Genomic DNA, 22,628 nt, shown 5'->3' with positions numbered 1-22,628 from the left:
GGGCGCGGCTGACCCGACGGAGAAAAGCGCAATGATCACGGACCGCGACGACAACGATCCCGAGCCCCCGCACGCCTCTTCCCCAACCGACCACCTTTTGCAGGAGCTCCAGCTCTATGGCTATCGCCCCTTCGAAGACGAACCCGACCGCAGGCCCTTGCCCGAAGGCAGCCTCGTCGCGGGAGCCGTCGCCGATATTTTCGACGCGCTGATCGCCTCATTGCAGGACACGCGCCTTGAACCCGACCTTCCCGACCTCCTCTGGTCGACGGTCAATCTCTTCCACCGCGCTACCGAACGGATCGAGCGCCAGCTCGATGACAATGAGCAGGCGCAACGGCGCTCGCAACGCGAACAGGACGGCAGCGAGGTCAAATCCGTCGAACTCGAGCGCCTCACCGCCGAAGGGCAGACGCTTCTCGAACGCCGCGACGCTTTCGAACTCATGCGCGATCAGGCCGCCGATCACTTCGAACGCCACACCGGATCGTCCTGGCGCCCGCGGAGCCGGTCCGTGGTCAACCACCGCAATCTAACCGCCGCCATGATCGACAGCCGCGACTTCCTCGCCGCCAAAAAGCGCGCAGACAATGAAGTGCTAATCCCCGCCGGCCCGAAAATCGCCGTCACCGGCGGCCTCGACTTCAACGACCACCATCTCATCTGGGCGAAGCTCGATCAGGCGCGCGCCAAGCACCCGGACATGGTGCTCCTCCACGGCGGCTCGCCCAAAGGCGCCGAACTGATTGCGGCCCGTTGGGCCGATCACCGGAAAGTGACGCAGATCGCCTTTAAGCCGGACTGGACGAAACACGCGAAGTCCGCACCCTTCAAACGCAATGACGCGATGCTCGAGGCTTTGCCGATCGGCGTCATGGTCTTCCCCGGAACCGGCATTCAAGAGAATCTCGCCGACAAGGCCCGCAAGCTTGGCATCCCGGTCTGGAAGGTTCCAGCGGGCGGCGCATAGGCGCCACTCGACACTCCAAACCCTTCGTAGTCTACTTTGTCCGGATCGGTTCGACCCCTAATAGCTCCCACATGCCGACGCTGAGACGCTTCGCGATCTCGATAACACCGAGGAGCGACGGGTTCGCATCACCTCTCAACATCAGGTAAAGCTGCGGTAGAGAAACACCGATTTCTTCCGCGAAAGCTTCCTTCTCCAACCCGCTTTCCTCATATTTTTTCTTCACAATCGCCGCGAGGCTCTTTGCCATCTGTTTTGCGGACAAATCACGACGACGTCCGAGCTCCGTGGCCTCGAGTAGTTCGTACAACGGCGTTTTTAGTTTGGCGGAAATCTTTGCGAGCATTTCGATCGACGGATTTGCCGCGCGGCTACGCACATAACGGAACTGAGAACCGGACATGCCGATTGACGCTGCGAAATCTGGCTTCGTCATGCCGCTTTCATCGAGATGCTCGATGAGATTTTTCGCCAGTCGCTCCAGGTGAGGGGATGCTAAACGGTCCTCGATCGAATGGACGATCAGCCGTTGATACTCCCCCTTCGGCGTCGCTGTCTTTCGACCGCGAGCCCCTCCTGTCACCGGCCTTTTATTCATGCGATCACATAAGGTTAGGTCTTAGCCGCTCTAGGATTATCATCCGGGATTCCTGCGCTGATTCCAAGTGGCAAAATCCGCTACCCGCCAACTTTTTAGAAGTGATTGCCAAAAAAGTATAATTGAAGTAGCATCACCACGCCTGATGCCAATTGCTTCGCAGGGCATTTGGCGCAACAGCCCATTGTCAAAGAAGATCTCTCCCTTCGGGTACGCTTAGGCGATCCGTGTTTCTCGCCGCTCGCGTTCAGTCGACATAAAGCTGATCCCATCGGCGGCAAGCATAATGTTCAGGGTTTGAATTTGCGTGAGAGGAAATCGAACTGAAAGGCATGGGTACCGCCATCCATTTGGCTTTTTGAGGAAATTGCGCTTTCGTTAGCCTCAATCGTCTTCATAAAAAATATCGGTCGATCGCAGCTCGCCCTCGACGCCAATCGACTTTTCCCAGATTTGCACTCCGAATTCGGAATCATCCTCAAAGAGGTCGGCGAGATAGAAGATCATGGGTCCGGGCCAGCTTTTCCGTGTCTCACATTTCGCCATCGTGAAGATTCCTTGCTCGGTCTCATAAATACCGCCGCAAATGTGACTGGGGTCCACATCCTCGACGCCCTGCAAATATGCGCTTGCAAGCGACAGCGACCAATGATGACGGATGATAAGTGAGCGATTGTCTGGCGGCGACAAGTGGCGCACGGGGATCGCGTTCGCGATTCCTTGCGTTTCGTCATCGATTTCGAGGAGTGCGAATTCAGAAGCAACTGCGGACTCGTTTATTTTGAACCCCGGAGCTGCTGACGAAAGCGCCACGTTCTTTTTGATAAGACGATAGATTTCGGGGAAATACAGCCCGAGTGGTTCGCACCAGACGTTTCCTCGCCGCGCAATATGGATCGGAAACTTTAACACCTGACCTTTCATAAATGGCTACCCCTGTCTTAAGGGAAAAACTTATTCGCGAATGCTTAGGGACCGCGTAAGGCGATTTCGCGGCGGCGGCCGCCGCCGGCGTCTTCGCCCCAGGGGTAACGACCACGGTCGCGAAGGCTTTACGTGGGCGCTTTCGCCTGAATCTTCCCAAAGAACATGCCACCTTGGCGACAGGGTAGGCCTCGTCCAGTCGGTGCGCGCCCGCCGATCTTCGTGACGGCATGGGCGCTTGACCTCATCGTAAACCGGCGCGTATATGATAAAATATAATAAAATGCGAGTCACCATTATGGCGTGGCCTTCGGCGACTAAATCGACGAGACGCCTTGCGTCGAGAAGGGAATGGAGAATCCCATGCGCAGCACCAATCTGTTCATCGCACGCGGCCACGTCGGCGCCGATCCGAAAGGGTTCGACAGCGGCAAAGTCGCGAAATTTACCGTCGCGACGAATCGTGTGTGGACGGATCGGGAGACCCGCGAAAAGAAGGAAGCGGTAGACTGGGTGACGCTCACAATATTAAACGAAAAAATCGCCAAATGGGCGATGGAAAACATCAAGAAGGGCGATCCGATTTACGCCGAGTGTCGTGTTACGGAGCGCAGCTACCAGAGAGACGAGCAAACGGTCTATACCACCGACATCATAGTCAATGTCATCGATCGGCTGGCTCCTTCGCTGCAAGCCGGAGAGGAATAGGTGAAAGGGTATTGCCGTTCGTGATTCCCGCCGCTGCTCCTCTGGCGGCGCCCTGGTCGAAGGCGAGCCCAAACCGATGCAGACGGCGCAGACGTTAAGGCGCGGAAAACCTCATCTTCGTCGCTCCGAAAATCCTCCTTTTCTGCGTTATGCTGGCGCGGGCGCGCCGAACCGCGGACGAGCTCCGACGTTATTCGCTGGATTTCCCTGTTTGGTTGCAGACGAGGCGCGGAACAGACGCTTTGGCGCCCCACTTCCTGAGGTCTTAAGGACGCCAGCGCCCGTGTGCCTTTTCAGAGTGTCGAACCCGCGTTGCGAGATTTGGGTCGGTTCTGGGGCGTTTGTGATCATGCGGTTCATCCGATCACACGCGTTGCGTCTTTGCGACGATCCCTATTCATTCGTTGAAATGCGCGGGGCTCTCTTTCATGCCTGGGCGCGCCCCGTTGCTTAAAATGGCCAGGTCTATCGACGGCGAATCCTGCTTCGGCGCCTACGTCGAAGAATTTTCCCCTTGCCGCTCGGCGAGCGGCAATTCCTCGCGCGGCAAAATTCGTCGGCGCGGGCGGCGCGCGGCGCTTCGCTTGCCCGCTTCGCGGCTCCGCAGGCTTCTTGGCCGTCGAATGACGACCGCCATCGCAACGGGGACGGCCCCAGACGATGGAGAGAGAAAATGGCGCATCTTTGTGAAATGAACCAGATCGGTCACGTCGCTTCGGTCAAGAGCGTCGGCAGGAACCTGATCGTCAGAATCGCCTCCAACGCCAACTACAAGAACGGCGAAGGCGCGTGGGTCGAGCGCACCCACTGGAACGACCACACCATCTTCGAGCGTCAGGACGGCCTGCTCAAATGGGCTTCCGAGAGCCTCAAGCCCGGCGACCTGGTTCTCGCCCGCTCCACCCCCTTCCAAACAGAATGGAAGAAGGACGGCGAGACCCACTACGGTCAGACCTTCGCGGTGAACGAGCTCTCTCTGCTGACAGCCAAGTCGGACAAGAAGGAGAGGCAGGACGACGCTTCGCAGACGCGCAGCCGGCGCAGCCGCTAAGACGGGCTTGCGAGGGGGCCGGTAGGCCCCCTCGCCTCCCCAAATTCGGGCATGGCGCTGATATAGACGGCCATGGTCAGTGGCCTTGCATCGATAAGCATTTTGACAACGAGCAGTGAAGAACGCATCTCACAGGACGGCTTGGCGTTTTTCGGCTAAACAATGCCAGCGGGGCGCCCATATTGACGCGAGGTAGCGGAGGCCCCCGGCTTGTTGGGACCTCCCCAACGCGATATACCTCTTCCGGGGTATATGTATATCCAATAGGGGGTATATAGTGGCGTATAGCATCAAAGACCCTGAAACCGACGAGATCATCCGCAAGCTCGCAAAGGCGAAGCGCAAGCCCATCGTCGAGGCGATCAAGGAAGCCTGCGCGAATGAGCTTGAGCGCGAGCGGGCGAAAATTCCTTTGTGGGAACGACTACAGCCGCTTCGCGCGCGCGTCGCGTCGCACCCCGCCCGGCCCAGACAAACGCACGCGAGCCACAAGGGTTTTTTCGATGACATGTGGGGCGACGAGAAATGATGATCGACGCATCCGCGTTTCTCGCGATCCTTCTGGAAGAGCCAGACGGCCCCGAGATGGCGCAGCGTATCGCGTTGGCGAAGGCCCCATATACGTCCCCTCTTGCGGTTTATGAGACCTGCGCGCGCCTCATGAACGCGCGCCAGATCGCCGCCAATGACGCGCAGGACATGCTGCGCGAATTGCTGGACGAGGCCGCCGTGCGCGTCGTTCCTATCACTGAAGGCATGACAAGCGTCGCGCTCGGCGCGTTCGAGAAATACGGGCGAAGCCGCCATCCCGCTGCTTTGAATTTCGGCGATTGCTTCGCTTACGCCTGTGCCCGCGCCTACCGCGCGCGCCTCTTGTTCAAAGGCAATGATTTTTCGCAGACCGATATCAATGATTCCGTGAGGCATTGACGCCCCGGGATGCGTTTTTGCGGCAGGCCCTCACACGTCCCCTCCCCCGCCTGCGCGTGACGATGGTTGGTTATCCCGACGGGCGCGCCGCCATCCGTCACAAAGCCGCGACCTACCCGATCGAATTTTCAGAAGGCCAATCAGGCAGCGATCATCACGAAGAAGTGGCTGGGGGGGAGACCTACCCTATGTCGCCGCGTGACCGGCGGAGAGGCAGATACTGCAAGTCTAATTGCCAATTCGGACGCCGATGTAGAAGCCTACGCTCAGGAGACCCGCGCCCAAAAGCATTCCAACGACAAGCCATTGGATCATTTGCCGCCGCGCCACTTCTTGAGCCACATCTCGGGCCGTCGTCGCGATCGCCTTGGCTAGGTCCGCCTTCGCCGATTCCGCGCTCGCCCGAATAGTCGCCTCGGCGGTCGTGCGCGTTTCCGACAGGATGCGCTGCGCTTCCGCTGCAATCGCTTTCGGAAATTGCCGATAGAGCCCTTCGTAGTACTGGAGAGCGAAGATCACGAGCCAAAGCGCGTCGTTTTCGCGCAGATCCAGCTCCGCTTGAACACGTCGCAGCTGGTCGCGCTCGCGCTCGGTCGCGGCGCGCCCCAGCATGCGCTCGAAGCTCGACAGCGGCGCAGTGGTCTCATTCATTATCGACGACTGGCGCGAATACCTTGCTGACCTCTTCGAGCCAGCGGCGCAACTCGGCGCGATTGCCGATCGGCATGGTTTGCCAGGCGCGCGCGATGCTCAAGCGATTGCTGTAGAGATCGTCGCTCACGCGGTCGGCCATGTCGGGAAACAGCAGCGAACGGCCACCTTGCTTCTCGACCGAGGATTTTACCTCAGAGCCATTATAGAGCTCGAACTTCGAATCGGCGCCGAAGTAGCCGTTCTTCAATACGTGCACCGTCGAGTTCGGAATCGCGTCGATGTAGTCCTGCAGCAGCTCGAGGCTGTCGCGCTGACGATTGATCACCCAGAGTGTCACCAGCTGGCGCTCGAGCTCGTCAAGGGACTGGCTGAGTGTTCGGCCGTAAGCGGCAACGCCCACGTTGTTGCGCGCCGCCGTGTTCACGACGACGTTGCTGCCCTTGTACTCGTCGCAGATGTTCACGAAGCGAATCCATCCGTCCGCCTCGTCCAAATTCACGAGCTCGCAGACGACCTCGTTCTCATATGACTTGAATACGTCAGGGTTCGAGGTGTCTGCGTCGATGACGAAAACGTCCTCGCCTCTTTGGGTGAGATTGTGGACGAGGCCCATGGTGACGAGCGATTTGCCCACCCCGCCCTTGCTGCCGCCCACCACGTAGATCGCCTTGCTCATCGCTCGCGCTCCTAAATTCGTTCTCGGTCCCGCCGGATTGGGAAGGATGACGCGCGCGGGACGGCCGCCTCCGGCGACTCCTTGGGCTTCGTCGCGTCATTCGTGGAGGGGAATGGGCTGGGCATAGGAGGCACCGGACGAGCTGCGCCGCCCACTGTTCGCTTTGCCGCGTTCGTCAGCGCGATCTCCGGCGGCATGGAAAGCCGTTCGCCTCCCGTCGGCGATGGCTCAACGCTCGCGTTCGTTGCGTTGGTCGCCGCCTTCCGATCCGTCTCTCTCCCCTTACGCTTCGCGCCGAGATGGCGGCTGAGGGTCGAGATGGAGACGGCCAGCCCATCGGCGGCGAGCATCTGTTGTATGTCCTTGTAAGAGAGGTTTTTTTCCTCAGCGACCTTCGCGATCTCGTCGCGCATGGAGCGCAGCAGCGGGGCGACTCGTGGGGCGCGTTCCCTTTTCGGGGCGGATTGCAGCCGCTGCTTCAGGCGCTCTTGAAGATCCTCGAAGTCCATACGCGCAGAATATTATAAAATGGCGATAGCCGCAACGCCGCGCGGTGGCTCGACGCACAGGGATCGAGGGGAATCGCATGCAATTGAGCGCAAAGCCCTGAAACTCGCAGAAACGCGAGTGAAAATAGCGTGCAAACGCGTGCAATGGGCGGAAATTGGGCGGGATTGCGCGGTTTTGGGTGGAGATCAGCGTGGATACGAATGAGAAGAGGCGCAAATTGAATGAAAAGAAGAGCAACCCGCTGCAATTGCGTGCATTCGTAATGCAGCATCGACGGTATCAGGTAAAATAAGATGAAAACAGATGAAAACAGATGGAAACAGTGTATCAAGTTGAAATGGCCTGAAAGCGAGAGATAAAGTATGCAATTTGGACGAATTGAGGTGACGTAAGCTTTTTCTCTATTGGCAGGATACCGAAAATGTAGCACATTTTCTTATGTGCCCTCGCCGGGCGGGCCTCATCGGGTCCGGCAGTTTGGCAAAGCCAAACCGAACCCTTGCGGCAGACAGCACATATGACGGACAAGCAGACGAGTTCCCGCCGTAAGGCAGTGACGCGCAGCGTCCGCATGAGCCCGGAAGAACACGCGCTCTTTGGGGAGTTTTGCGAGTCGTTGAACGTGACGCCGAGCGAAGCGTTGCGGCGCCTGGCGAGGTCCGCTGCACTTTTGGGGCCGACATTCACGGGCGAAGCGTGCGCCGAAGTCATTGCGCTCACCCGGCAAATGCGCGCCGTCGGCAATAATCTCAACCAGGCCGTCCATCACATGAACGCAGGACATGTGATCCAGAGCGAAGATATGAGGGGCCACCTGGAAGCGGTCAGCCGCGCGATCGGCGAACTCGATCGCTTGTATCGGTCGCTTTGCGTCAAATCCTATCGACGCGCCGAAGCTGCCGTCGCCGGGCGCTCGAAATGATCGATCTTGCCGGCTACGATCTACGTCCCCTGTCCGAGCGCTTGCGCGGAATCAGAACAGCAAAGGATTTCCGCGAACGACGGGCGCTACTCGAGGCGGTGACTTCCGGGGAGCCTCCGAAAGCGGCGGGCGCCTCTCCTGTCCGCGCGTCGCAATTGACTCGCCCCCCTGCAAACGGCCTGCCCTATTCGGGGCCGCGCGCTCCGTTGGGCGGCGCCGGCGAGAAACTCGAAGACGAATGGGCCCTGCGCCGGCCGGGAAGCGGGCGCGGCGGGGAACCGGCAATTCGCCCGGCGTCACGGTTTTCTCCGGGAGTGAAGCATTTATCAGCCGAGGCCGCTTCCTCTGGATCCTCAGGCCCCGCTGCATCGATCGCCGCCAAGGCCGGTCTCGCCGCCGGCTCGCAAGCCGCCGTCGTAAAGCTTGCGAGCTACGGCTCGGGGAGCGTGCGCGCCGCCTCGCTTCTTAACTATCAGAGCGATAAGGGCCAGCTCACCCTCGAACGCGAGGACGGGACTCTCGTGACCGGCAAGGCTGCCGTCGACGATCTCGCCGCGCACTGGCGCGAAGATGACGCGCGCGAGCCTTCGAACGATATTTTCCGCGTCACGTTCACATTCGAGGGCAGACTCGGTCCCGAGGAAGCACGGCTCGGCCTCGCGTTCGCCCTTGACGGCCATCGTTACGCCTGGAGGCTGAAGGAGCGCGCCGACTCCACGCTTGTGCATCTCGTCGCTGTCGCCGCCGGCGCCCGCAAAGATGAGCACGGAAAGAAGGAGCGGATTTACGCCAACGCGAAATCTCTTCTTTGCTTCCACGACAAGATCGAGGACGCCTTCGGCCGCGACGTCGATCTTTCGGCCCCCGTTTGGGCTCACGGCGTCGAGGGCGCGACGACCCAACTTGCCGCGCTCACCAAGGCGGGCGCGCTCCCTGCGGAGACAGACGCCGGCATAAGTCTGGAAGAGGCCGCCAACCGCCGTTTCGCAAAACAGCCGAGCAACGCGAATCGCCTGAAGCCTTCGAATTTCAATCCGGCGCTGGAGATCGCCAAGATCTGGCGCCCCGCCATGAGATCGAGCAGCCCGCGGGATTTCGCGCATGTGATCTTGAGCGCGAAGCCAGGGACCGACAAGGAGGCGTTTATGGACGCCGCGCGCGCGACGCTCGCGCGCGAGTTCAGGGGGCATGAATATGTATTCGTCATGCACACGAATAGGCGGCATATTCATGTCCACGCCGCCGTCAGGCTAACGAGCGCCACCGGCGAAAAGCTGCATCCCGGAATTCAGGACTTCAGCCGATGGCGTCAGACGCTCGCTAAGGAAGCGCGCGAACGTCAGATCCCCATGGAGGCTGTTCGGCGCTTCGATCAGGCTCACGCGCCTTCCTATCGGCTTAAGGACGCGAAGATGGTCGAGCGCGGCATTGCGCCCGAGAGCGTCCGGCGGCGCGTCGAGCGGGTGCAGAACCGCGAAATTCACCGACCCACGCGCGAGGAGGGTCGTCGTCGCGCCGCCGAGGCGGCCTCTGAATGGAAATCATTGGCCGCGCGTCGGGCGGCTGTTCTTCCGCCGCTTGCGGCAGGCGCAATGCGGCTGTATCGCGCCGAATCGATGAAAGACGGTTCACACCGCGCGCCCCTCTTTTCCATCGATCGCGCGCTTGCGGAGTTCTATGCCACGAAAAGTGGGCCCTCGCGGCTCGTCTATTTGGATGTTCCCGCAGAGCGAATTGCGGAATTGCTCCCGTCGCGCGAGCTACCCGCGAGAGTCTTCGTCGTGCCCCCTGCCCTAAACGCGCTCCGCAAGCCCGTCGACTGGATCGACGAAGCCGCCGTTTTGCCCTTCCAACGTCGCGTCGACGCCGCGCTGGTAACGCGACCGCAACGCCCAATTGTTTCCAAGGAGAACGAAGCCATGCGAACAGCCCAAACGATGGAGGCCGCCCGACGCAATATGGCCGACGCCATGGCGCGGCTGGGCGGCTACCTGCCCGAGGGCGCCGTCAAGGATGATCTGATGCGGCGGTCGCGCGACATCCTTGCTCGCGCCGAGGGGGCAACCAAAGAGCAAGAGCGGCTGGAACGAAACCCAGGACAGATCGAGGGCGACCGTTTCGTGGAGCCCCAGCCACGGAACGTCGGCGCTCTGTTCACCAATGAGAAGAAGGGAACGGAGATCCACTACAAGCGCCATGATCGAGAGACTGGCGCGTTCCAGACTCTTGCTTTCATAGACAGCGGCAAACAGCTCGACATTCGCGATTGGAGCAACGGCGAGAGCGTCAATGCGGCTCTGAAGCTCGCCTCTCAAAAATGGGAGACGCTGAGCGTCAGCGGAAGCGACGAATACAAGGAAACCGTCGCCAGACTTGCTGCGGAAAATGGCTACAAGATCACAAACCCCGAATTGCAGGACCGCATTCGTGAACTCCGCGCTAAGATCGAAACGCAGCGCGCGAGCATCAGCGAAGGAAAAGAACGAGCCGAAGCTAAAGAGACAGACGCGCCTGTGAAATCTGCCCCGCTTTCGGAGCCGGAACATCAAAGGCCCGCCGACCCGCCAGTCCTCAACACGACGCCAGCCGAGCGTGCGATCGAGCTCAACAGCATCCGCGAGCGCGTCGACGTCGAGGCGCAACGAGAAACCCGCCAGGCGGCACACGCCAGGGAAGTTCTCGAAACCAACGCCGCAGCCGGAACCGAAAGAGCGCCGTACCGCGCTCCGGAAGAAGCCCGCGCGGCTCGCGAGGCGGAGCGGGCCGTGGACAATAGTCCCGCTCGCGAAATCCCCGCGGACCCCCTGCAAAGCGAGGCCATCCAAGCCCTTCGCTTTGAACAGCGCCGCGTGCTCGATCAAGCCAATCGCGACGAGCAAAAACGCATCGACGCGGAGAACGCCGAGCGCTTCCGCCAAGACGAGCGTCGTGATCGCGACGAAGCGGAAGGCGAGTCGATGTAAAAAGGCCTCGTCTTTCGGCTGGCCGTCGCCATGGAGCGCTTAAGATTGAATCTCATTCTCCCGACCTCAGCTGTTGGCGGTGGTTCGAGTCAATGCCACTCCGCAAGTAGCGATGGAAACAGTAAGCGTACGAGGGCAGGATCGTGAGGCCGGTCGGCGCGCGCAAGGGCGCCCCGGCGTTGTTCCACATTTGCTCACGCCGCGGTGGCAGCCATGCTAATTCGACTTTTCCTCCAGACATCCGTCTGGCTCGCCGGCATAACTGCCCTCCTTTTCGTGCCGGCTGGCACGATCGCCTGGCCGGAGGCTTGGATCTTCTTGGGCATCATAGGAGCGGTCGGCGCGGCCGCGGGGCTGTGGTTCGCCCGTCACGATCCGGGTCTCTTGAGGGAGCGGCTGTCCTTGCCCTTCCAAACCGGTCAGCCCGCATGGGACAAGGCGATCCTGTCGCTATTCTTCGCGCTCTACTTGGCGTCCTTCGTTGTCACGGGTCTCGATGCCGTTCGTTGGCGAGCGACCGTCATGCCGGCGTGGGCCGAGGCTGTGGGCGCCGTCTGCATCTTGGCGTCCTACGCAATCATCTGGCGCGTCTTGGCGGAGAACTCCTTCGCCGCGCCGGTTGTCAGGATACAGGAGGAGCGCGGACAAAGGATCGTGACGACCGGTCCTTACGGCATCGTGCGCCATCCGATGTATGGCGGCGCGATCCTATTTCTGCTCGGGACGCCGCTGCTTCTCGGCTCGTCCTACGGGCTCGTCTTCGCGCCCCTGCTGGTGATCCTGCTCGCCGTCCGTTCGATCTTTGAGGAGCGCGTGCTCGCGGAGCGGTTCCCCGAATACGCCGCCTACGCGAAAAAGGTCAGATATCGCTTCGTGCCCTTCGTTTGGTAAGAGGCTACCAACTCGAGGCTTTCCGCCACCCGGCGGCGACCGCTTGTTCCTCGGTGCAGAACCAGCGCTTGTCCGGCCCCCTATCCATGCGCACGCGATCATATGTGCGATCCCCCGGCACGTGGTAGATGCGCTCACCATTGCGACTGACGTTGCCTTTGATCAGGCAACCCGCAGCGACCCAGTTATCTCTCTTCGACGCCGGGGATGGAGCGGGATTCTCGAACTGATTGCCGGGGGCCGGCAGTGGATTGGCGCCTGCCCACATCTGCTCGAAGCGGGCCTTGAAGGTGTGGGCGGCGGCGGACTCCCGCAATATGATGAGGTCGTTGTCCTGCTGCTTGAGGCCCGAGGCCGACAGGTTAGCGGAGCCCGAGCGCAGGATCCGGGCGTCAATCGCATAGGACTTCAGGTGCATGTAGGGCCCTGGCGCCTTCGTGCGGATGCTGCCCGCGATCTCGCGCAGGCGGTCGAGGGCATGCTGTTGGCTGGGGTCGAGCACGATGCGAACGACCACCCCACGCCGGTGGGCGTCAATCAGGGCGTCGATTACCGGCCAATCAGTCAGCGAATAGGCCGCTATGTCTATCTTTGTGTGGGCCGAACGCAGCAGGTCGACGTCCACGCGCTCGAGGTTCTCGGCAGGCGCGTAATGGATTTCGACGTCCGCGGCTCGGGCCGGCACCGCACAGACGGCAAGAAATCCGTGCAAGGCGAACGGCAGCGCGAGACAGTCGCAAACTCGTTTCCCTGCCCGCAATCCTATCCCCCGTCCTTCCGGAGGTCGCCCTCCTCATATAAGAACGAATATAGAACGAAAGAGGCTATGTCCATGCCCCGCAGATCAAACCGCCGATCGGATCGCTTTGTGGACCGCGAGCGCCTCTTGGCGGCGATGGGCGGCTGCCGGGAGACGATCACGCGCGAACAGGCGCGCATGGAGATCTCAGGCCCAATCTATTTCTCGTCGTCAACGGTGGTGGCCGCCATCGACGGGCTGGCCCTGATGCTCACCGGAAGGAGGGACTACTTCCATTTGACGGGCCACGGGGTTCATGAGGGGAATGCAGCCGCATGGAGGAAGCCGATGCTCGCCACCAGGAACTTGTTTGCGAATGTGCCCAAACGTTTGATCGACGAGGAGATCACAATCTTGGCCGAGTTTTCGGGCGCGAAGATCGAGCGGATCGTCTCCACCGGGCAAGCCAGCCAGCCTGGCTTCTGGTACGACCAAGAGCAGGTCGAATGGGTCGTGCTGCTGAGTGGGTCGGCGGGCTTGTTGTTCGACGGCGAGGCCGCGCCGCGCATTCTGCGTCCGGGCGACTACGTGGAGATCCCGGCCCATGCTCGGCATCGCGTCGAATGGACGGACGCCAACGAGCCGACGGTGTGGCTTGCTGTGCATGTGAGTGCCAAAGCTGGATGATGCAGGGCGGATGGCTCAGCGCCGTGGCCTGTGTTCTCAGGAAGCAAATTCGATACCTTTTATTCCAGCCGATTTCGCGGCGGCCGCGATTCGATCACGTTTCGTCTTTTAAATGCCTCCCCGTTCTCCGAGGAGCGCGCACAAAACCGTAGGCAACAGACCGGTTTTGACCCGAAGCGGTCTTTGGATCTTGCGCAGATAAATGGTCGGCCATGGGCGGAATGACACCGTTTGTGATTGAAGTGTCGACGGCCGCATGCGTCGATAGCTATTGATTTCAGTCTGCGTGAATGACGCGATTGCCGGACCGCTCCATGACCCTTGCGAGCTATTTCTTGTTCGTCGGTGCAAGCCTCATCCTGATCCTAACACCAGGGCCAGACATGCTCTACATGCTCGGCCGATCCATGGCGCAGGGCAGGCGAGCTGGTATCGTCGCTGCATTCGGCATCAACGCTGGAGCTTATGTCCATCTGGCTGCGGCGGTCACCGGACTGTCGGCGGTGCTGTTAACATCCGCGGTCGCTTTCACTGCGATTAAATGGATCGGTGCTGCATATCTGATCTACCTGGGCGTGAATGCGCTGCGGGACCGGCAAAGGCTGTCTATCGCCTACGATACACTAACTGGCAGAAGTCTCAGGGCCATCTTCTGGCAAGGGTTCCTGAGCGACGCGTTGAACCCGAAGGTCGCAATTTTCTTTCTGAGCTTCCTGCCGCAATTTGTGAACGTGGAGGCGGGCGAACCGGTTGTCCAGCTGCTGGCGCTCGGCCTGACCGTCAACATGCTTGCGATTGCAGTGAACGTCGTTATTGTCTCGTTGACAGCAGAGATAACTGCCACACTGCGACAAAATCCGGTCGCTGCGCGCTGGCTTCAAAAAGCAATGGGCGTGATCTTCGTCGGATTGGGTCTTCGCTTGGCGGCCGAAAAGGCTTGAAGGTCCGCAATTGGTCGGACCGAGAACAATACGCAAGTCCGACGCCGAAAGTCCGCAAATGGCGCATTTATGCCCTTCCGAGTCCCAAGCTGACAATCTCTGATATCACTAGCTTACGTGCGTTCAACCTCGAGAAGTTCGCGCAGATCATTCGGCGTGTCTTGGAAAAGGCCCGCTGCTGCTTCCAGACGCGCCACCTCGGCGTTGAAGTCCGCCCGCTCCTCGCCCCCCAGAGTAGATGCGATTGTGGTCTTCACCTCCTCCACCCATTCGGCGGCTTCGGCATTGACGCCCGCGACGAGCGCCATCAAGTCCGCTGGTTCCAGCGCCTTCTCCATTTCACCGCTGCCGGCGCCGACGCTCGCCACGGAGACGGGCCGCGGCAGTGGCGTCGTTTCAGCCGGAGGAAACACCCGCGCAGCGCCGCTTAAATCGTCAGACCCAGATCCGCCATGTGCGATGCCCGTACTTTCGGCGCGGTCCGCGTTGAGAAGATTTCGGGCGGCAACGATTTCCGCTCGCAGCGATTTGGTCAGAACGTCCGGCGGGTCCGCCCGTCGTATCGAGAAGCCGCTCGGCTTCTTCAGAACGGCGACCGACTGAGGCTCGGTTCGAAGCCGCTTGCAAAGCGTAGCTACCGGCTCATTGCTCGCTTCGTTCATCGCCGCGACGAAAGCCACGCGGAGAGGCTCAGCGTCATCGAAGATTTCCTCTGCGGCCGCCATCACGCGTGCAAACGCCGCGTCGTGCTTCGCTCCACGTACAGCAGATGCGATCGTCGCTCGCGCATCGGCCGACCAGTCGGACGCGGAGGCGACAGCCCCTACCTCCGGCACGCTCAGTTGAGCGCTGAAAGGCGCCGAGGCCGCGACCTTCCGCTTGTAGCTGCCATCCGTGAAGAAGTTTATCTTGTCCAAAACTACCGCGTACTGACCACGCACCAGCAGCACCGACTTTTTACCGTCCAATCGCCGTAGGGCTTCCGGCGCCATCAGGGGCTCAAGCTCCCATCGCCCTTGCGTCGTGCGGCTGGCGCGGGGCATGCCGCCGACGAGGCTGCCGCCGCCGATCGACGTCCCCCAGCCTTCGCGGCGAATGTAGTGCTTTCCGATCTCGTCGGAGCAATATTTCGCGGTTGTTTCGTCGCCGACGCCGATCAAAAGCTTCACATCCATATTTCCGACGAGCATGTCGCGCGTCGGCTTGCCGTAGCGGACGTCCAGCTGAGTCAGTCCCTGAGCGATGACCGCGATTTGGAACCCATAACCGGCAACGAGCGGCGCGCGATCGACGATTTCCGGCATGCGGCCGAACTGGTAGAATTCATCGAGCATGAGGAGGAGCTTGTGCGGCTCGTCGAGCCCCGGAAGGTTCCGCAGCAATACGTCATGAACCTGCTGCACGAGGAGGCGCACCACCGCTTCGACCGAGCCGAAATTGCCGACAGGCGTGCCGATCAGAATCGTGAAGGGCTTGCGCCTCAGATCCGAGATGTTGAAGTCGCTGCGGCTCGTCGCGTCGTCGACAAGCTTGTTGTTCCATCCGTCGAGCGCGGTGACGATATGCGCCTCGAAAGACATACGCTGCTTTTCTTCGCGGCCAATGTGCTGCCGAAATTTATCCGCCACAAACTCGTTCAGATTCGGCTCGGCCACGAGAATATCCGCCATCACGGCGGCGAGGCTGCGACCTCGGCTCATCATCCTGAGCGCAGATTTTACCGTGCGATGTCTGTGCATAGTGTCGCTGTCGAGCACATAGCCCAAGAGGCCGGCGAAGACCCCCCGAGCCGTTTCCGCCCAATAAGAATCTCCTGTCGCCGGCGTCGGAATGAGGCTTCGCGCGATATTCGCCACATCGGTCGCCCTTTCCGGCCAATCCGACACGAGATCGAGGGGATTCCAACAGTGCGATTCCGCCGAACCCGGCGAAAACAGAAATACCCGCTGGCCCATGGCTGCGCGCGCGGCGCCGATTTCGGTCCAAATCTCGCGCTTTATGTCCAAACCGATCAAAGAGCCGCGCCATTCAAGCGCGTTTGGGAGCACGAAGCCGACGCCCTTGCCGGCGCGCGTCGGACCGTTCACATAGATGTGACTCGCGCCGCTGTAGCGCACGTCCTTGCCGTTATGGCGACCGAGGAAAATGGAGTAGCCGGGCTCGCCGTTCAGCAAATCCGCTTTCCGCAAATCTTTGAGCGTCGCGAGTCTCGAGCCCCCGAACGGCGGCCTCATCGCTCGAACGCCTTGAACTATTTGCATGACGATGACGGCGACGACCACGACAGCGATCGTGGCGCCGAGCGTCGCTCGCGCGACCAAATTCTGGACGTCAGGATTTCCCCACTCGCTTTGAGCGGCGCGCAGGGGCAAGAGCAGCTCGAATCCTCGCGTACAGCGAATCCAGAGCAACCAGTTATGCGTGCGCCAGGCGACCGCGAGCGCGTAAGAGGCCTCCCAGAGAAGGAAGGCCGCCGCGAAGGCGCAGAGCGCGCCAAGGAGATAGATCGACCAGCGCATTGATCCTCTCACGCCTTCCCGCCGAAGCCCCGGAAATAGATTTCCGCGACGCCGCGCGTCGGCCGGCGGCGCAATTGAACGACCATCGGCACGACCGAGCGGACGTAGTCCATGATTTCCGCCTTGCTCAGCTTGAGGTCTGATTGCAGCGTCATCAGCGCCAGGCGCTCAAAGGCGCCGTAGGAGCTATCGGCGTGCAGCGTCGTGAGCGAGCCGGGATGGCCCGTGTTGATGGCCTGCAGGAAGGTCGCCGCCTCGGCGCCACGAATCTCGCCCAGAAACAGCCGGTCGGGCCTCAACCGTAGGCTCGATTCCAGCAGATCTTGAACCGTGACCTGGGCCAAGCCCTGCCCGCCTTTGGAAGCGAGCAAGGATAACCAGTTCGGCTGCGGCGGCTGGAGTTCGCGCGTATCCTCAATCGAGATCACGCGCTCGGCAGCTGGAACTTCTTTAAGGAGCGCGTTCAGAAAGGTCGTCTTGCCTGACGACGTGCCTCCCGAGATGATCATCGTCACGTGGTTCTTGATCGCGAAGGCGAGCGCCTTATGCACGCCCTCAGGCGTCACGTCCTGCAGCAACTCGGCAAGCTCGGTCTCGATCTCCGGATAGTGATTCAGGTCCGCCTTGAGCGGCCCTCTCACCTTTACGTCTTCGAAAGCGCCGATTCGCGCATAGTCATCAAGGCCGAGATTGGCGATAACCTGCTTGCGGATCGAGAACGCGCCGCCAGAAGGCGCCGCCGGCGCAAGCACACCCTGAAATCTCTCCCCGTGAGGCATCGCCGCCGACAGCAGCGGCGTCGACGAGTTCACGGATTGCTGGGTGATCGAGGCCACATGTTCGGCAAGACGCCTCACTGCCGTCTCGTTCAATTCAGGAACTTCGAATCGCTCCATGTCGGGCTTGCCCAGCGCCTCGACCCACACTTCCCCTGGCCGGTTGACGCAGATCTCGATCACGTCAGGGTTTTGTAACCAGACCCGAATGGGCTCCGCCGCGTTCCGAAAGAACACCGGCAGGGTCTCCCAAAGCGGTATCTTGGTCGCGCCGTGAGCGCTTATTGGGGTGCTTGAGTTCATAGAGCGCCTCTTTCACAGGATCCGCATGGAGGTCGGAGAAGTCGAGGTCGCGCTTCACAAAGACGAGAATTCTCGTGCCCTGATCGACGTAGATGGTCGGCGGAATGTGAACCTCGTCTTTCAGCGCCTCTGCGGCCATGCGCGTGATCGCTTGCGAGGTCGACTGGGCCCCGATCTGCCGCGCGCTTAAGAGCACGGAGTTCTGATTGCCTACTATGGGCACGAGCTGGCCGGTCACTGGATCGAGCGCATATTGCTGGCTCGTCGCAAAATTTTGATTTTGACCGAGCGAGGCGACGAATTGCGCGACGCCGCCGGTGAGGGTCAACAGAGCAGCATTTCCGAACCTGTCGAGAAAATGCTTGTCCACCTCGCCTGCGAGACCCGATCGGCCAAGATTATCCGTCCCATAGGAGCCAAGCATCAGCGACACCCCGTCGGCGCGCAGCATGCGCGTCCAGATGATCATCACGCGCGACTGCCCTCGGACAATTCCGGAGCGGTATTCGCCGGTGAGCATCGTTCCCTTGGGGATGAGGACCCGACGTCCGTCGAAGGAATAGACGTCTTCGCTCACTGACGCTCTCACATTTCCGGGAAGGTCCGACTGAATGGCGGTTTCCAGGACGCCGTGGATCATGAAGCCCTGCGGCACCAGCGCATCGATCCGCGCGTGCTTGACGGCGCGGGCCCGCGTCACGTCATTTTCGGCGTTGCGAAGGAAGCGGCGATTGGGGTCTTCCTCGTCCCTCTCGGCGCCGACCCTTGCCGAGGGATCGACCGACGCCGTTCCTTCCCGGTCGTTGATCGCGAGCATGGGCGAACGAAGGCGAGCCTCCAGTTTCGCTTCAGCTTCTTTGCGCAGCCGTTCGAGCTCCGCCAGGCGTCGCGCTTCGCTATCGTCCGGCTTGGGCTCAGTCACGGGCGCAGGGCTGACCGCAGCGGCAGGCTGCGGAGCCGGAGGCGCGGGAATCACGAATTTAGCCGGTTCCACCTTCGGCGGCGGCCGGTCGAAAGACGCGCCGGGTTGTAGCCTCGCGGTCGCAAATGACTCGTCGCCGGCGTTTTGCGGTTTGCTCTGCTTACGACTCGACGCGTACCACATGAAGGCGATGATAGCGGCGGCGGCAAGAACCGCGACTCCGCCCAGCGCCACATTGGGGTTCGACGACTGGCGCGTGACCGTCTCGTTCGCGAGCCGGCCTTCTTCCTCGAAATCAGCAGCCATGATCCGGCGCTCCTGTTATTGCTGCAAGCTGGCGCTCGGCGCGAGGCCGTTTGAAAGAAAGTTCGTCAAGAAGCCGCCGTCGGGCGCATGGACGGCCTGGATTTCGGGTTGCACGTCCGTCTCTTGCGCCCTTGGCGGCGGATCAGGTTCGGCGCGCATGTTGAAGACGCAAGCGGTCGCGGCCCCGTTGCGCATCGTCCACTGGCGGGCTGTGCGATCGACGACAATCATGCCGCCCTCGCGCCGGTAGTTCACGAGTGTCTCGGACCGATCGGGATTGACCAGGAAGATGCCAGGAACGTCGCCCGAAAACCGAAAATAGGTCTTTGTTCCGTCGTCGAAGACGTGCTCGGGTTTGACGTACAGCGCGCCTTTGTAGCTGTAATCGAAGTTTCTGATCGACGAAATTTCAGCGTTCCGCTTGTTCGGAAAGGCCGCGAGCTCGCGCGCCTTCTCCAAAAGCCGCGCATCTGCTTCTTCGTCCGGGTAGGTAAAGCGGACTTTGAACACGACCCGGCGATCGTGTCCGCTGCTCGTTCGCAAGATGAAGGAATAGATTCGCTTCCTCGTCGTCACGACGGTCATGTTCGTGACCGCATCCGGCTCCAGGGGCTTGATAAAGAGAAATTGCTTCGATTGATCGGGCACCGCCTGCCAGCCTATCGTGTCTCCGAGCGCGACCGTCGCTATTTTCTCGTCGTCATGGAGAACGATGATCGTCGAAACGCCCCGCGTTCCCCAGATCGTGACGACGTTATCCTTCTCGAATGGCACCGTGCGCAGACGCGAATCTGCCGGAACCGGCAACGGCGCGCGCTCAGCGACGGCAGGCGATGAGAAAACGGTGGCGATAAGGAAGCTTGAAAGCAAAACTCTAATCATTGCGCGCCTCCCCCGCCAAGAGGAGCCACGGTTTCCTGGTCTTTGCGATACTCGACGACTTGAAACCCGAGCGGGTTGTCGAAGCGCCACTCGTTGCGCATCGGCTCCTGGGTGTAGCGGAACCTGACATTCGCGGCCCAATGTTCAATGACCTGCTCTCGCTCATTCGTGCGAGTCGTCATGAACCGTACCGCCGCCGTCGCGAGCGCCTTGGGGTTGCCCATCCAGCCATGCGTGAGAAAGTTCACGCTCTTGACATAGACTTTGACGCGTCCGGTTGGTCCCCAGAGTTTCATCGGGCTGTTTGGATTGGTCAGGGAAAATTGTTCCGCGAGTTCTTTGCTCGCGCTTCCACTTGAGAGCAGCGACGCGAGCTCAAAATTGTCCCTCAAGGCCGGCGGGTCGTAGGTCTCGCGCGCGCGGATGAAACGGACGATGTTAGCTTGCGTCACCGCCTCGCGCTCAGAAATCGGGCCCCCGCTCTCAAGCGGCCTAGCGACCTCGACATAGCCCGTCGCCTTGTCCACCAGGAGCGTCACGACTTCGGTGGATTTCAAGGGAATGAGCATGAACAGGGCGACGAGCGACGCCAGAAGCGCGAGGCCAATCAGGCTTGCGACGACGCGCCAGGCGTTTCTGGAGAGCTCGAGCCGGCGGTAGATGTCCCGCTCCCAGCGCGCGCCATCGTGATAATAGCTATCGCCCACCAGCGGCGACCGCCCGCCGGTCTCCACATCATCGGACATGATGGAGGTTCCTATCTCTATTCGCTGTGAAATTGAGCCGCGCGACTTTCAATAAGGGCGGCCGCCACCTGTTCGGCGCGCGGGTCGTAGCGCGCGCCGCGTTGCACGGTGGCGCCGCCCGGATGGATCGTGTATCCGCCGCCGCTTGGCGGCGGCAGCGCAGCTTGGCGGTAACCGCCGCCGCGCCAGCCCCGCCAAAGCCGCCAGGCGCCTTGCGCCCGGCCTTGAAGGTCGATGACATCGCGCAACGCGTAGCCGCCAGCGACCGAGGCTGCGATTTGGAGGGAAAGCGGCAGCAAGGCGCTTCCGACGCCGCAAAGGATCAAGAATGGAGCGATCACCGTCATTGCGGACGATGCGTCATTGATCGACTCCAGATTGGTGATGGTGGAGTTCATGAGCGTTAGCAGGAATCCAAGGATTCCGTAAACAACAACGGGGACGATCGCATATTGCGCGCAGGTGCGCAGCCACCCGGTGAAGAGGACAGAAGAGAAGTTGAAGAGGGCCATGGCGATGAACAGCGGCCCCAGCCCAAGCAAGACGAACAGAGCAATCTTGCCGACCAGCACGAGGCTCACGGCGATCGTGATGAAGACGACTGCGGCGATGAGGAGCACGATCGCGAGCAGCGAGAGGCCGATCGCGGCGCCCCAGCCGCCGGAAGCTGCCACGGTCTTGCCCGCCGTTAGCGCGTTAGAGAAGAGCGTCGAAAGCGTCGATGAAATCGAGGTCTCCGGCGTGCCGCAGTTCGTGCCGCCGACGCCTGAGCAAACCGCCGTCGCCACGCCGTCGGCTCCTTTCGTGAACACATCCACGACGATCGAGGAGAAATCGCCCCAGCTGAATGCCAATGTGTAGATGGCGCCGATGCGAAAGATGCGCCATAGGAACGCGCCGGCAGTCAGCGGCGCGCGCCCGTAGATCATCTCATATCCCCAATATGCGACGTAGATCGTCAACGCCACGGTGAATACCGGCGCAAGGCCAGAGGAGATGGACTGATAAATCTGCTGCACCGTCGATGCAGCGACGGCGTCCACCTTCTGGAAAAGCGCCGAGATAATGTCCACGGCGGTTCCTCCATAATTATCGATTTATCGGGAGAAGCGGCCCGCAATCACTTGCCGCCGCAAAGGCTCGTCCAAAAGACCAAAGAGAACTGTCGCGCATGCAAGGCGCCGTAAGGTCCTCGTGCGCGCAAGCCGAGAGAGCCATTAGCGCCATCCCGATTGTGACGACGAAGGCGCCTCTAGCAATTCTTCTTCTCATCGCGCCTTTTCTCCTACTGCCCAACGAGGGTGGCCTTCGAAGCGTCGTACGACCACATGTTCGCTAGCTTTGATTGCGCGGCGAGATCCTGCTGTTGCTGAGCGTTCAGGGCTGCGTTCGTCAGGTTAACCGTGCCGATCAATTCGTTGATGGTCTGACCCGTTTGAGTCTGGATCTGCGAGTTTTGATCGATCGATCCCTTGATGTCCGGCGCCGAGCCAATTTGTCCCGCCGCTCCTTTGAAGCCGGACGACCTCGTAACGGAGGCGGCCTGAGCGCCCGACACCGCGGCGGTGATGGCGGCGGAGGTGTTGACCGCGCCCGTGTAAGCGAGGTCGGTCGTCGACGTCGTTGAGTCCGCTCCAGTCAGCGTTTTTGCGAGATTGAGGCCATTGATGATCGAAGACGCTAAAGAACCATAGGAGCCCAGCGCCCCCATCGACAGGGACCCGCCGCCAAGCAGCGAGCTCAGGTCCGGCGCGCTCGAGAGCGAGAAGCCGCCAAGGCCAATCGAGGACAGGCCTCCAGTCGACCGATCGCCCGTCACCGCCGCCAGCGTGTGATTGACCGTCTCGAGAATCTGCTGGTTTGTGTTCATGATCTGCGCGGTGTTCTGCGCCGTCTGCGTCGCCTGGGTCAGCGTCGCCGTGTCGATAACTGGGACTTGCGCCAGTGCGGCGGCGTTAAGGAGCAACGAGCTCCCGAGCGACAATGAAAGCAGCGGCTTCCTGATCATGA

General features: G+C 60.8%; 22 protein-coding genes. 10 read left to right on the top strand and 12 right to left on the bottom strand.

Going from position 1 to position 22,628, the window contains the following annotated elements:
* Positions 1-31 precede the first annotated feature (31 nt).
* Positions 32-970, top strand: a complete 939-nt coding sequence (locus QNA11_RS20505) for a DUF2493 domain-containing protein (RefSeq protein ID WP_283484556.1) — start codon at positions 32-34, stop codon at positions 968-970.
* Between the two features lie 31 nt (positions 971-1,001).
* Here QNA11_RS20505 and QNA11_RS20500 read toward each other — a convergent pair whose 3' ends face one another.
* Positions 1,002-1,568 (bottom strand): helix-turn-helix domain-containing protein, encoded by a 567-nt coding sequence (locus QNA11_RS20500; protein ID WP_283484555.1) that lies wholly within the window; start codon positions 1,566-1,568, stop codon positions 1,002-1,004.
* A gap of 384 nt (positions 1,569-1,952) precedes the next feature.
* Positions 1,953-2,492: a hypothetical protein gene (locus QNA11_RS20495; protein ID WP_283484554.1), complete on the bottom strand. Its 540-nt coding sequence runs from the start codon at positions 2,490-2,492 to the stop codon at positions 1,953-1,955.
* Between the two features lie 363 nt (positions 2,493-2,855).
* On the opposite strand from QNA11_RS20495, the gene QNA11_RS20490 reads away from it, so the two are divergent.
* The 4 genes from QNA11_RS20490 (at position 2,856) to QNA11_RS20475 (ending at position 5,181) form a co-directional block, all read left to right on the top strand.
* Positions 2,856-3,200 carry a single-stranded DNA-binding protein gene (locus tag QNA11_RS20490; RefSeq protein ID WP_283484553.1) on the top strand — a complete coding sequence of 115 codons (345 nt, stop codon included), beginning with the start codon at positions 2,856-2,858 and terminating at the stop codon, positions 3,198-3,200.
* Between the two features lie 673 nt (positions 3,201-3,873).
* A complete protein-coding gene (locus QNA11_RS20485) occupies positions 3,874-4,251 on the top strand; it encodes a single-stranded DNA-binding protein (protein ID WP_283484552.1) in 378 nt (125 codons plus the stop codon).
* 277 nt (positions 4,252-4,528) lie between these two features.
* On the top strand, positions 4,529-4,780 hold the full coding sequence (locus tag QNA11_RS20480; protein WP_283484551.1) for a type II toxin-antitoxin system VapB family antitoxin: 252 nt from the start codon (positions 4,529-4,531) through the stop codon (positions 4,778-4,780).
* A complete protein-coding gene (locus QNA11_RS20475; protein WP_283484550.1) occupies positions 4,777-5,181 on the top strand; it encodes a type II toxin-antitoxin system VapC family toxin in 405 nt (134 codons plus the stop codon). Before QNA11_RS20480 ends, QNA11_RS20475 begins: the two co-directional genes overlap by 4 nt.
* Before the next feature lie 228 nt (positions 5,182-5,409).
* On the opposite strand, the gene QNA11_RS20470 is transcribed toward QNA11_RS20475, so the two are convergent.
* Both QNA11_RS20470 and QNA11_RS20465 read right to left on the bottom strand, forming a co-directional pair.
* Positions 5,410-5,832, bottom strand: coding sequence for a hypothetical protein (locus QNA11_RS20470; protein WP_283484549.1), 423 nt, complete (start codon positions 5,830-5,832; stop codon positions 5,410-5,412).
* Positions 5,825-6,511 (bottom strand): nucleotide-binding protein, encoded by a 687-nt coding sequence (locus QNA11_RS20465; protein WP_283484548.1) that lies wholly within the window; start codon positions 6,509-6,511, stop codon positions 5,825-5,827. Before QNA11_RS20465 ends, QNA11_RS20470 begins: the two co-directional genes overlap by 8 nt.
* 1,027 nt (positions 6,512-7,538) lie before the next feature.
* Here QNA11_RS20465 and QNA11_RS20460 point away from each other — a divergent pair.
* The 3 genes from QNA11_RS20460 to QNA11_RS20450 all read left to right on the top strand — a co-directional run bounded on the left by QNA11_RS20460 (position 7,539) and on the right by QNA11_RS20450 (position 11,797).
* Entirely contained in the window at positions 7,539-7,943 is a 405-nt protein-coding gene (locus QNA11_RS20460; RefSeq protein ID WP_283484547.1) for a MobC domain-containing protein, read from the top strand.
* A 314-nt stretch (positions 7,944-8,257) separates the two neighbouring features.
* Positions 8,258-10,906: an LPD7 domain-containing protein gene (locus tag QNA11_RS20455; RefSeq protein ID WP_283484546.1), complete on the top strand. Its 2,649-nt coding sequence runs from the start codon at positions 8,258-8,260 to the stop codon at positions 10,904-10,906.
* Positions 10,907-11,119: 213 nt separating this feature from the next.
* Positions 11,120-11,797, top strand: a complete 678-nt coding sequence (locus tag QNA11_RS20450; RefSeq protein WP_283484545.1) for a methyltransferase family protein — start codon at positions 11,120-11,122, stop codon at positions 11,795-11,797.
* 4 nt (positions 11,798-11,801) lie between these two features.
* Here the strand turns inward: QNA11_RS20450 and QNA11_RS20445 are convergent, their stop codons facing one another.
* A complete protein-coding gene (locus QNA11_RS20445) occupies positions 11,802-12,557 on the bottom strand; it encodes a phospholipase D-like domain-containing protein (protein ID WP_283484544.1) in 756 nt (251 codons plus the stop codon).
* 66 nt (positions 12,558-12,623) lie between these two features.
* On the opposite strand from QNA11_RS20445, the gene QNA11_RS20660 reads away from it, so the two are divergent.
* Both QNA11_RS20660 and QNA11_RS20435 read left to right on the top strand, forming a co-directional pair.
* Positions 12,624-13,223 carry a cupin domain-containing protein gene (locus tag QNA11_RS20660; protein ID WP_330085148.1) on the top strand — a complete coding sequence of 200 codons (600 nt, stop codon included), beginning with the start codon at positions 12,624-12,626 and terminating at the stop codon, positions 13,221-13,223.
* A gap of 314 nt (positions 13,224-13,537) precedes the next feature.
* The gene (locus QNA11_RS20435; RefSeq protein ID WP_283484543.1) at positions 13,538-14,164 is read left to right on the top strand and encodes a LysE family translocator; all 627 of its coding nucleotides are present in this window, start codon (positions 13,538-13,540) and stop codon (positions 14,162-14,164) included.
* 113 nt (positions 14,165-14,277) lie between these two features.
* On the opposite strand, the gene QNA11_RS20430 is transcribed toward QNA11_RS20435, so the two are convergent.
* The 7 genes from QNA11_RS20430 to QNA11_RS20400 all read right to left on the bottom strand — a co-directional run bounded on the left by QNA11_RS20430 (position 14,278) and on the right by QNA11_RS20400 (position 22,626).
* Complete coding sequence (locus tag QNA11_RS20430; RefSeq protein ID WP_283484542.1) at positions 14,278-16,683, bottom strand: type IV secretory system conjugative DNA transfer family protein; 2,406 nt, start codon at positions 16,681-16,683, stop codon at positions 14,278-14,280.
* Between the two features lie 8 nt (positions 16,684-16,691).
* Positions 16,692-17,642 (bottom strand): P-type DNA transfer ATPase VirB11, encoded by a 951-nt coding sequence (gene virB11 / locus QNA11_RS20425; RefSeq protein WP_283484541.1) that lies wholly within the window; start codon positions 17,640-17,642, stop codon positions 16,692-16,694.
* Between the two features lies 1 nt (position 17,643).
* The gene (gene virB10 / locus QNA11_RS20420) at positions 17,644-18,990 is read right to left on the bottom strand and encodes a type IV secretion system protein VirB10 (RefSeq protein WP_283484540.1); all 1,347 of its coding nucleotides are present in this window, start codon (positions 18,988-18,990) and stop codon (positions 17,644-17,646) included.
* 15 nt (positions 18,991-19,005) lie between these two features.
* Positions 19,006-19,872 carry a TrbG/VirB9 family P-type conjugative transfer protein gene (locus QNA11_RS20415; protein ID WP_283484539.1) on the bottom strand — a complete coding sequence of 289 codons (867 nt, stop codon included), beginning with the start codon at positions 19,870-19,872 and terminating at the stop codon, positions 19,006-19,008.
* Entirely contained in the window at positions 19,869-20,618 is a 750-nt protein-coding gene (locus QNA11_RS20410; RefSeq protein WP_283484538.1) for a VirB8 family type IV secretion system protein, read from the bottom strand. Before QNA11_RS20410 ends, QNA11_RS20415 begins: the two co-directional genes overlap by 4 nt.
* Positions 20,619-20,635: 17 nt before the next feature.
* Entirely contained in the window at positions 20,636-21,691 is a 1,056-nt protein-coding gene (locus QNA11_RS20405) for a TrbL/VirB6 family protein (protein ID WP_283484537.1), read from the bottom strand.
* Between the two features lie 212 nt (positions 21,692-21,903).
* On the bottom strand, positions 21,904-22,626 hold the full coding sequence (locus QNA11_RS20400) for a type IV secretion system protein (RefSeq protein WP_283484536.1): 723 nt from the start codon (positions 22,624-22,626) through the stop codon (positions 21,904-21,906).
* Between the last annotated feature and the right edge of the window lie 2 nt (positions 22,627-22,628).

Source organism: Methylocystis sp. JR02 (assembly GCF_030063565.1).
Taxonomy (GTDB): domain Bacteria; phylum Pseudomonadota; class Alphaproteobacteria; order Rhizobiales; family Beijerinckiaceae; genus Methylocystis; species Methylocystis iwaonis.
The sequence above is the reverse complement of the archived record's forward strand: the minus strand, read 5'-3'. Positions and strand labels throughout refer to the sequence as shown.

Excerpts from the sequence above, each read along its gene's own strand:
- QNA11_RS20435 (WP_283484543.1), top strand. The coding sequence starts at position 13,538 with ATGACCCTTGCGAGCTATTTCTTGTTCGTCGGTGCAAGCCTCATCCTG.
- QNA11_RS20505 (WP_283484556.1), top strand. The coding sequence starts at position 32 with ATGATCACGGACCGCGACGACAACGATCCCGAGCCCCCGCACGCCTCT.
- QNA11_RS20495 (WP_283484554.1), bottom strand. The coding sequence starts at position 2,492 with ATGAAAGGTCAGGTGTTAAAGTTTCCGATCCATATTGCGCGGCGAGGA.
- QNA11_RS20485 (WP_283484552.1), top strand. The coding sequence starts at position 3,874 with ATGGCGCATCTTTGTGAAATGAACCAGATCGGTCACGTCGCTTCGGTC.
- virB10 (WP_283484540.1), bottom strand. The coding sequence starts at position 18,990 with ATGGCTGCTGATTTCGAGGAAGAAGGCCGGCTCGCGAACGAGACGGTC.
- QNA11_RS20500 (WP_283484555.1), bottom strand. The coding sequence starts at position 1,568 with ATGAATAAAAGGCCGGTGACAGGAGGGGCTCGCGGTCGAAAGACAGCG.
- QNA11_RS20400 (WP_283484536.1), bottom strand. The coding sequence starts at position 22,626 with ATGATCAGGAAGCCGCTGCTTTCATTGTCGCTCGGGAGCTCGTTGCTC.
- QNA11_RS20470 (WP_283484549.1), bottom strand. The coding sequence starts at position 5,832 with ATGAATGAGACCACTGCGCCGCTGTCGAGCTTCGAGCGCATGCTGGGG.
- QNA11_RS20475 (WP_283484550.1), top strand. The coding sequence starts at position 4,777 with ATGATGATCGACGCATCCGCGTTTCTCGCGATCCTTCTGGAAGAGCCA.
- QNA11_RS20430 (WP_283484542.1), bottom strand. The coding sequence starts at position 16,683 with ATGCGCTGGTCGATCTATCTCCTTGGCGCGCTCTGCGCCTTCGCGGCG.
- QNA11_RS20415 (WP_283484539.1), bottom strand. The coding sequence starts at position 19,872 with ATGATTAGAGTTTTGCTTTCAAGCTTCCTTATCGCCACCGTTTTCTCA.
- QNA11_RS20450 (WP_283484545.1), top strand. The coding sequence starts at position 11,120 with ATGCTAATTCGACTTTTCCTCCAGACATCCGTCTGGCTCGCCGGCATA.
- QNA11_RS20410 (WP_283484538.1), bottom strand. The coding sequence starts at position 20,618 with ATGTCCGATGATGTGGAGACCGGCGGGCGGTCGCCGCTGGTGGGCGAT.
- QNA11_RS20490 (WP_283484553.1), top strand. The coding sequence starts at position 2,856 with ATGCGCAGCACCAATCTGTTCATCGCACGCGGCCACGTCGGCGCCGAT.
- QNA11_RS20465 (WP_283484548.1), bottom strand. The coding sequence starts at position 6,511 with ATGAGCAAGGCGATCTACGTGGTGGGCGGCAGCAAGGGCGGGGTGGGC.
- QNA11_RS20660 (WP_330085148.1), top strand. The coding sequence starts at position 12,624 with ATGTCCATGCCCCGCAGATCAAACCGCCGATCGGATCGCTTTGTGGAC.
- QNA11_RS20460 (WP_283484547.1), top strand. The coding sequence starts at position 7,539 with ATGACGGACAAGCAGACGAGTTCCCGCCGTAAGGCAGTGACGCGCAGC.